Here is a 9,065-nt window from a genome sequence, read left to right on the forward strand (position 1 = left end):
GGCCAAGCGGGGCTTCTTCAGCCCTGCGCAGGATGACGGGCCGGGATTGCGACCGGCGCGATTGAGCGTCAGCGTCGGCGGACCACCCGATCCGCGAGCGGTCTTCCTTGCTTTCTCGCTTCCCTGCTCGTTCGGGAAGGCCCCTCCACCGAGCCGGCGAAGGCCGCTCAGACATTAGGGGCAGGTTACGCCGCCTGCACCTCAGCGGGGCGCACGCCGTCGATGTCCTGAGACAACGATCTTTCGATTTCGGAGAGCTGGCGGCGCTTGTCGGCCAACTCGCCCGAGAAGGCGAAGGTGCTGCCCTCGCGAGAGCGATAGGACGCGAGCCGCCGCTCGGCCTCCGCAAGCCGGTGGCATGCGCGCTCCTGTTCCTCCTCGAGATTGCCAAGGATATGTTCGAGCTTTGCGATCGCGCCGAGCGGCGTGGTGGTGACAGGCAACCCGACTTCCGTCGCCGCGCCGGTGCGCAGCAACGTGGTGACATAGCCATAGCTGTCCTGGCCAAAGCGCTCGCCGCGATATTCGAGTTCGAACCCGCCGATCGCGGCGATCGTGCGGGTACCGGCATGCTGGAGTTGCACCAAGCTCAGGATATCGGTCATCAGGGCGCGGCCGGCGAGCTTGCGCTCGACGTATGTCGCGTTGTCCACGCTCATGCGGAAAGCCTCGCCCGTCGTCGGAACCAGCCGCGCGAGGTCCTGGCCGATCTCGCCGAAGCGACGTGTCGAGTGTTCGATGTCGCGCTCGGCGTCGCGAATCTGCCGGCGAATGGCGAACTGATCGTCCTGATGCGCGGACCGGAGCCGCTCGAGCCGGGCGATGTCCGCCTCGAGGCCGGCCTTCTGCATCAGGCGCGGGTCGCCCGAGGCAATCGCCTTGGCCATGGCGAACTGGTTGGCCTGCCCTTCGCCGAGGTCTTCGAGCCGGCGCACCGAGGTATCGCCCGAGAGTGCAGCTGCGATGAAGCGAGCCTTGCGCTCGTTGTTCTGCCACATCTGGGCGTCCATCGAGCCCTCGGTGGCATAGGCAAAGATGTCGACGATGTCGTGCTGATTGCCCTGCCGCAAAATGCGTCCCTCACGCTGCTCGATCTGCGAGGGGAGCCACGGCACGTCGAGATGATGCAGCGCCTTGAGCCGGAGCTGGGCATTGACGCCGGTGCCCATCGTGTCAGACGAACCGATGAGAAAGCGGACTTTGCCCGCGCGGACATCGCCGAACAGCCGCTGCTTGGCCTCCGACTTCTTGAAATCCTGCATGAAGGCGATTTCGGCCGCCGGCACGCCCATGCGCACCAGCTCGTCGCGAATCCAACGATAGGCCGAGAAGCCACGCGTCCGCTCGACATTGAGTGTGCCGAGATCGGAAAAGATCATCTGCGCCGCGCCGGTCAGTTCGAACGGCGTGCCGTCCGGCCGGACATAGGCTGCATCTGCGGTGTCGCGCCAGATGCGGTAGGCATTGGCGACCAGATCGTTGAGCTTGTTACCCGGCTCATTGTCATGTTCCGGATCAACGAGGCGGAGGTCGATCGCTGCATGGCGGCCATCCGTGATGACCGAGAGCAGGATATCGTCGCCGGGCTTGGGTGGCGCTTCGCGCTGTTCGATCGCCTTGACACGGGCGTCGAGGACAGCCTGGTAGCGTTTGAACGCGATAGATGGTTTGGAGGTCCTGATCTGCCGCGTGCCGGTCGAGAGCGCTGGCACCTTGACGTAGTCGCGCAGATCCTCGGGCGTGACCACGTCCGCGAAGCTGCGGAACATGGCGATCAGCTCAGGGACATTGACGAAGGTGGCGAAGCGGGTGACCGGCTTGTATTTGCCGTTGGGCTGCAGCTCGAGCTCCGTAGTGACGTCGCCGAAGGTCGAAGCCCAGGCATCGAACTCGTGGAGGCCACGTTCGGACAAGGCGGCGTAGCCGAGGTAGCGCTGCACCGAGAACATCTCGCCCAAAGTATTGGTGATCGGCGTGCCGGAGGCGAGGACGAGCGCCCGGCCCGGATTCGTGGTCTCGATGAAGCGGGATTTTACATAGAGATCCCAGGCGCGCTGCGAGCCGTTCGGATCGATCCCCTTCAGGCTTGACATGTTCGTCGCGAAGCTGAGCTTCCTGAACTCCTGCGCCTCGTCGACGATGATCTGGTCGACGCCGATCTCGGAGATGGTGAGCAGGTCGTCCTTGCGGGTGGCGAGCGATTCCAGACGTTCCTTGAGGCCTTCCTTCAGCCGCTCGAGGCGCTTGCGCGACACGCGATCGCTGCTTTCCACCTTCGTGAGCAGGACCTCATATAGCGCGAGCTCGTCCTGAATCATCTGCTGTTCGAACGAGGACCCAACGCCGATGAAGCGGAAGGCCGAATGCGTGATGATGATGGCGTCCCAGTTCGCCATGGCTGCGCGGCTGAGGAAGCGGCGCCGCTTGTCCTTGGTGAAATTCGTCTCGTCGGCGACGAGGATGCGGGCCGTCGGATAGAGCGCCAGGAACTCGCGCGCGGCCTGCGCCAGGCAATGTCCTGGGACGACCATCATGGCCTTGGCGATAAGTCCGAGCCGCTTCTGCTCCATGACGGCGGCAGCCATGGTCATGGTCTTGCCGGCGCCGACGGCATGCGCGAGATAGGTCGAACCGGCCGATATGATGCGCCAGATACCGCGCTTCTGGTGTCCATAAAGAGAAACGGCGCCTGAGGCGCCCGCAAGTTGCAGATGGTCTCCGTTGAATCTTCGCGGGGCGATGTTGTTGAAGCGGTCGTTGTAAACCCGCGCCAGCCGGTCGGTGCGGTCGGGATCGGACCAGATCCAGGTCTGGAAGGCCGTTTTGATCTTGGTGAGCTTCTCCTTGGCCGCCTCGGTGTCGACGACATTGAGCACGCGCCGTTCGCTGTCGCCGTCCTTCACGGTGTCGAAAATCTGCGGCATGCGGCTGTTGAGCGCGTCGCAGACGAGCTCACCGGCATGCCGGCGCTCGGTGCCCCATTCGGAGGTGCCGGACGCCATGTAGCCGAGCTGGCGTGCGTCGACGGTCCACGACGCCAGTTCTGGCATATGATGGATGCGGATCTCGGCGCCCATCCTCTGCTTGACGAAGGCGATCACATCGGCGGCCGGTATCCAGGGAGCGCCGAGACGCGCGGTAATGTCGGATGGGCCGAGATCTGCGGGCTGGACAGCAACGAGGGCGCGGACGTTGCGATCGAAGGCGGGATCGAGAGCCGCGGCGGCTTCAGCGGCCTTGAGCTTGTCGCGGACCTGGCCGGAGAGGTAGTCGTCGGCGGTCCGCCAGGCGCCGCTCTCCGGATTGCGGTAGATGGCGTCGCCCAGATCGGCGATGACCAGGTCGGGATCGACATGCGACAGCTCGGCGATGTGATCGATGTCGACATGGCCGCGCTCGTTCAGCACGACCGCGAGAGCGTCTGCAGGCGAATTGATGATCGGGGCCGCGGGCGGTGCGATCACCCGCTCGGTGAAGATCGGACCAGGCCGCGCCGTGTCCGTCTCGAGGTCGTAGTCCTCGATCGAGGCCACGAGCCAGCAATCAGGATCGTCGAGGAACGGGGCGAGGTTCGGGCGGCGATGCGTTTCGCGCACCCCGCCGGTCTCCAGGTCCTCGCTGGTCGACACGACGGTGGTGTTGATGGGACCGAAGTTACGGACGAAGTTTGACCAGGCGATGCGAAGCTTGACCTGCGCCGCCTTCCACGGCCGATCCAGCTCCTGCGCCTTGAGAACCTCGCGCACCGCGTCGCGGATCGGGATCAGCTTGCGGATGATGCGGGCGTGCTTGTCGGGCACCCCATCGCTCGATCGCCCCTTGCGAAGGGTGAGGGGCACTGGCGCGCCGTCGACCATCTGCATCAGCGCCGTGTTCGAGGCGACGAAGAAGCTGCCCTCGCGGATTGAGGGGCCTTCGGGGAGGTCTTCACCGAAGTGCCCGGTGTGCCCGCCTTTGAGATCGATCCTCTCGGGCTCGCCGTCATAGATGGCTTGCGGAAGAAGGGGGATCGCATCCGACAGCGCCTCTACAAGATCGATGCCCGGACACGGGAGGCAGGTATACGCCTCGCCGAACGGTCCCGACGTCCTCGCGTGCGTGCCAAGCACGAAATCCGGTCGCCGGGCGAGCCAGCGGTTGATGCGGATCGCAGCATTGTCGCCCTCGGCGGGACGGACCTCGTCGGTATCGAGCCACGAGGGATCGCCTTCGGCCTCGCCGTGCCCTCGTTTGCGGAAGAAGAGGAGGTCCACCACCACATCGGTGCCGGCGTCGGCCCGGAAACTGCCCTCGGGAAGGCGGATGGCGGCGACCAGATCGGCGGTCTTGCCGATGTGCTCGCGCACCGAACGATCCATCTTGTCCATGGTGCCCGAGCTGGTGACGAACGCCGCGAGACCGCCGGGCTTCAACAGGTTGATCGAGCGGGCGATGAAGTAATCATGCAGGCGCAGCCCCATCGAACGATAGGCGCGATCCGAGCGGACGATACGGTCCGAGAAGGGTGGGTTGCCGATGGCAAGATCGAAGTCAGCCGGCAAGTCGGTGCGGGCGAAGTCGGCGTTGAGAATGCGTGCCCGAGGCTGAAGTAGCCTGGCAATTAGCGCGGTCACCGGATCGAGCTCGACGCCGGTGACGTATACCTGGTCGCGCAGCTCTGCCGGCATCAGGGCCACAAACAATCCCGTGCCGATACCGGGCTCGAGCACCCTGCCCCCACGCCAGCCGAGACGCACCAGGCCTGCCCACATCGCGCGGACGATGAACTCTGGCGTGAAGTGCGCATACTGCGTGCAGCGCGCGAGCGAGGCGTACTCGGTGCTCGAAACCATGTCCTCGAGCTCGGCGCCCATTGCGTCCCAGCCGGCGCGGAAATCATCGTCCCCGGGACGGCGAAACAGCGCATTGGCGAGCTCGGACGCACCAAAGCCGGTGAAGCGGATCAGCCTCGCCTGTTCTTCGGGCGTCGCCGGCCGATCGGCGCTCTCGATTTCGGAGGCGAGCCGTATCGCATCGAGATTATCGCGGGCTCGCTGCTTCCAGCCACGGCCAAGACCGCGATCGGTCTCGAGGACGAAGCCGTTGCCATCCGGCCCGGCCTCGGCCGCGCAGCGCGGCGAGTGGCCTGGCGGTGATGCCGGCTGTGACTCCGGCACGGCGGGCGTCGCAGTCTCTTCAGGCTCGGGGTTGCCAGCGCCGAAGTCGTTGCCGAAGGCGGTGACCCCGAAACCGAGGCCGGACGAGAGCGTGGTGGTGTTGAACAGGTGGGGCGTGAATGGATCGTCGTTGGGCATCTGGAGAAATCCTCGTCGTGAAGGCGCGCGCGAGCCCCCGGCCGAGCGGATCGGCCAGGCGATCGACGTCGCGGGTTGGGAAGTCAGCGGGTGATCAGCGAGAGCGTGATTTCGGTCTCGCTGAGTTCGACGTTGAGGTGAGTAGCCCGCACGTTGCGGTCGAACAGCGGAAGCAGACGCTCGGCCTCGATGAGCTCGATGCCGTCATCGGCACCGAAGTGGCGGCGCTTGTAGTCCCACCAGTCAATGTCACCCCTGGGGTGGCATTGCTCGGAATAGATGACGAGCGCGCGTGCCCCTTCGGCGAGCCTGCCGTTGGACATGATGTAGACGCCCTCGTCGCCGACCAGCCACAGGCCCGGCCTCTCGACCTCGCCGGGGCGGGTGCCATAATAGGGATTGCGGAAGCCGCCATTGGCCGCCGAATCCTCGATTCCGCGCTCTATGATCTTGCGCACCGCTACGATCGGGAAGGTAAACATCGCCGCTCCCCTCACGCCGCTGCGCGGACGGGAAGGTGCCTGAGATGCACCGGCAGCTTGGCCGCGATCTCGTCATCGGTCAGGTCATCGAGCAACTTCTGCTCGGGCGTCCCCAGGACGTAGACGAGGATGGTGCGTTTGCCGAGATGCTTGGCTCCGAAGCGCTCCCCGGCGTAGCCGCGGTACTCGTCATGGGTCGCGCTCCAGACATGCTCGAGGCGCTCCGCACGCGTCATCGCCTTCACTGGCCAGGATTCGCGTTCGACGATGGCGTCGCGCATCTCGACCGGCGAGCGGGGCCGCACGAGGTCGCAATAGGCATGGAAGTAGCGCGTCTTGCCGTTGATGCGCAGTGTGTAGAAGACGCTGGTCAGGCTCTCGGTGAGGAACTCGCGCAGGGCGAACATCTCACCGCAGATCCAGAGCGGCGGCAGCAGGTCGAGCATGTAATCGTGCTCGGCTCGCGCGATCTCGAACCACTCGCCGGCGAACAGGCCGCTGTCCTCATTCTCCCAGCGATTGGGCCGCTGGGCGTGGCGATCGAAGAGGCGGAACATCTGCCGGCGGTCGGCGACGCCGAAGTAGATCTTGCGGATGGCGGATTGGGTCATGGGAGGCTCCTGGCCTTGTGCGGGCCGGAGCGCGGTTCATCCCCTATGGATCACCATCTTCTTCGGCCCTTCTGGACCCCTCTCCCGCCGCCGCCTCTCCGCCCGGGCGGGTCAAGGGCCGGCGTGAGCCGGGCGAAGCTTCACCCTTGAGGCGACCGGCGGGCATGCGGCAGCTCCCTCCTTCCTCCTCTCCTGCTTCCGCTGTCATTCTCAGATCGGCGTTCCAGTCGTCCGCTAAAGGCCGAAGGCGATCGCCGCCGCACCCAGCTTCCTCCCCCAGGCTGAGCAGGCGGTCGGCATAGATGTCGCCCTGTTTGTTGTTGTCGGTAGCCGCGACGAGCTCAATACCCGGCTTGGCGGCAAGCTCGCGGAGCGCCGCATCGGCTGCCGGCGACCAGCCTCCACCGGTGCTGAGATAGGAGGTGTCGGCGCGAAAGCCCTCAAGCGCGGCAAGGCTCATGGCGTCGATCGCGGCTTCGGTCACGCAAAGGCGCAGCGCATCAGGACTGCCCAGCCGGAACAGCACCTTGGCGCCGGCGGTGGCAAAGCCGCGCCAGACCGGTCCGCGTTCTTCCCAGCCGGTAACGGTGCCGTTGGTGTCGGTATGGGCAGCCCACATCGAGCCGTGCGGGCCTTCGCGCAGAACGCCGGCGCCGATTGCGGCACGGACGATGCGGTCGGGAAGATGGCGCGTCTCGGTGAGATAGCGCCAGGTCGCCGATCCGCGCCATGGCCTGCGCCGTGCGTGCCAGCGCTCCGGTATCGACAGGTCAGGCTCGCGCTCGCGGCACACCCGCTGCCAGACCGGCTCGCACGGCACGAACCCGACGAGGCTGGCGACCTCGTTCCTGGCTTCGACGAAGGGCACCTTCTCAAGATGTTCGACCAGCCGAAAGACATCGCCTTTGCCGTCGCCGAGCGGGTCGAACCAGCCCTTGCCGTCATGGATTACGATGATGATCGACGCCTCACGGCGATATTTCATCGCCCTGCGCGTGCTCTCCTTGGTGTCGAGGGCGAACCCCGCGCGCTCCAGCACCGCAGCGCAGGGCACCTTGTCCTTCAGCCCTTCAAGTTCTGCTTTTTCCATTTTGCCCGCGCACCTTTGCAGCGCCTCCCTTCTGTTCGGTTCTCGCCCAAAGATTTGGGCAGGAACAGGAGGCCGCGAAGAGCAAGGGCGGGCAAGGGCGCGGTATGCAACGCCATGATAGCGGCGGGTTGCGCCGCGGCGCAGCTTCCCTTGCCGGACTTGGCGCGCAAGCGGCACGGTGCGCCGCCGTCAGTCTCGGTGACGCTTCCGCCTCCGCGGCCACTGCATCCACCGCGTCGATGTCCATTTCCACAAACGGAGCGATTCGGACAGCGTGGCGTTGAGCGCGAACGCCTGTCCGAAACTCGTAGCATTCTTCGGACTTCCACGCCGAGATACGTCGCGCCGTCCATGAAAGAGTCTGTCTCAAGGGACAGGCAGGCTCCTGTTCGGCCGCAGCTGAGCGCGGTTCGCTTCGATGAGTACGCCTGAAATGATTGGCGATTCACCTGATCTCAGTCAGGCCGCGGCAGTTTGGTTCGTTACCACAGCTTGCCGGAGATCAGCCTGACGAACGTTCCCCGGCCAAGCCACATGGCAGATGACGCCTTGGCAGTGAAAGTACGACAAAGACGCTAAATCCGAAGTTCGTATCGCATGCACATCAATAAGTTGCAATCGATGACCCGAAAAACCAAAAGTTGACATAAGTGGCAAGGCAGCATAGGAACTGGTCGTCGATATTGCTGGCTGAGCTTTGGTTATCGCGCGCTTGGCAACGCGCCCTGAACGAACTTTCTTTCAAAATCGTCATCATCAATCGGCAGCGCGTTCGCGTTGCCTTGGCTCAATATTGCTATGAAAGGGTTCATCATGACCACTGGCACAGTTAAATGGTTCAATTCCACCAAGGGCTTCGGCTTCATCCAGCCTGACAATGGCGGCGCCGACGCGTTCGTTCATATCTCTGCGGTCGAGCGCGCCGGTATGCGTGAAATCGTTGAGGGCCAGAAGATTGGCTACGAACTTGAGCGGGACAGCAAGTCAGGCAAGATGTCGGCCGGTAAGCTGCAGGCCGTCTGATCGGATCAGCTTTCCTTTGACCACGGATGTACTGGCACTGTGAAAGCATGAGACCTAATGGGGGTCAGGCAAATCTGCCTGACCTTTTTTAATTTCGGCGGAATGTGCGCTTCGAATAAATGGATATTGGCGGCGGACCGAAGCCAAGATGATCGAGGAAATCTCGATGGCAAACAAAATGAACGAGCTTCAGGCAATTAATACCGCGTGGCAAATCGCAATCCAGGAAATTCTCCGGTTAGTCGTGCGGGACATCTATAAAACAGGCGACGAGGCTTTATTCTTGTCCCATATCAAGCGCCTCGAAGAGTCTGCGATAGACAGCATCTCCACGGACCTTAGGCTCCGAGGGAACGACGAATGGACCGAGGTTCTCGTCAAAGAGAAGGCAAGCAATTTCGTCACGAGCCTTCTAACATCCTTCACCTTTGATCGCATCTGAACCAAACGGTGTTCGGGCTCGGACCCCGGGCGATTACGCGAGCGAGATACGATGATCGCGATATCGCGTGGAGGAATTTTCGGGGAAAATCGTCCGTTCCTAAATGCCCCAGCGGTCAATCCC

General features: G+C 63.7%; 6 protein-coding genes. 2 read left to right on the plus strand and 4 right to left on the minus strand.

The genetic code is table 11. From position 1 onward, the window contains the following. Positions 1-185: 185 nt before the first annotated feature. The 4 genes from LB553_RS26145 to LB553_RS26160 all read right to left on the minus strand — a co-directional run bounded on the left by LB553_RS26145 (position 186) and on the right by LB553_RS26160 (position 7,477). The gene (locus LB553_RS26145; RefSeq protein WP_224517513.1) at positions 186-5,294 is read right to left on the minus strand and encodes an Eco57I restriction-modification methylase domain-containing protein; all 5,109 of its coding nucleotides are present in this window, start codon (positions 5,292-5,294) and stop codon (positions 186-188) included. Positions 5,295-5,377: 83 nt separating this feature from the next. Next, the gene (locus LB553_RS26150; RefSeq protein ID WP_224517515.1) at positions 5,378-5,776 is read right to left on the minus strand and encodes a DUF3085 domain-containing protein; all 399 of its coding nucleotides are present in this window, start codon (positions 5,774-5,776) and stop codon (positions 5,378-5,380) included. Between the two features lie 11 nt (positions 5,777-5,787). Beyond that, positions 5,788-6,387 carry a DUF1419 domain-containing protein gene (locus LB553_RS26155; RefSeq protein ID WP_224517517.1) on the minus strand — a complete coding sequence of 200 codons (600 nt, stop codon included), beginning with the start codon at positions 6,385-6,387 and terminating at the stop codon, positions 5,788-5,790. A 43-nt stretch (positions 6,388-6,430) separates the two neighbouring features. Then, positions 6,431-7,477, minus strand: coding sequence for a DUF3991 and toprim domain-containing protein (locus LB553_RS26160; protein WP_224717125.1), 1,047 nt, complete (start codon positions 7,475-7,477; stop codon positions 6,431-6,433). An 813-nt stretch (positions 7,478-8,290) separates the two neighbouring features. Between LB553_RS26160 and LB553_RS26165 the strand changes: the two genes are divergently transcribed. Together LB553_RS26165 and LB553_RS26170 are read left to right on the plus strand one after the other, a co-directional pair. Further along, positions 8,291-8,500 (plus strand): cold-shock protein, encoded by a 210-nt coding sequence (locus LB553_RS26165; protein WP_095769174.1) that lies wholly within the window; start codon positions 8,291-8,293, stop codon positions 8,498-8,500. A gap of 166 nt (positions 8,501-8,666) precedes the next feature. Beyond that, the gene (locus LB553_RS26170; RefSeq protein WP_224517532.1) at positions 8,667-8,942 is read left to right on the plus strand and encodes a hypothetical protein; all 276 of its coding nucleotides are present in this window, start codon (positions 8,667-8,669) and stop codon (positions 8,940-8,942) included. The last annotated feature ends 123 nt before the right edge of the window (positions 8,943-9,065 follow it).

The organism is Mesorhizobium sp. CA8, assembly GCF_020164955.1.
In the GTDB taxonomy this organism is placed as follows: domain Bacteria; phylum Pseudomonadota; class Alphaproteobacteria; order Rhizobiales; family Rhizobiaceae; genus Mesorhizobium.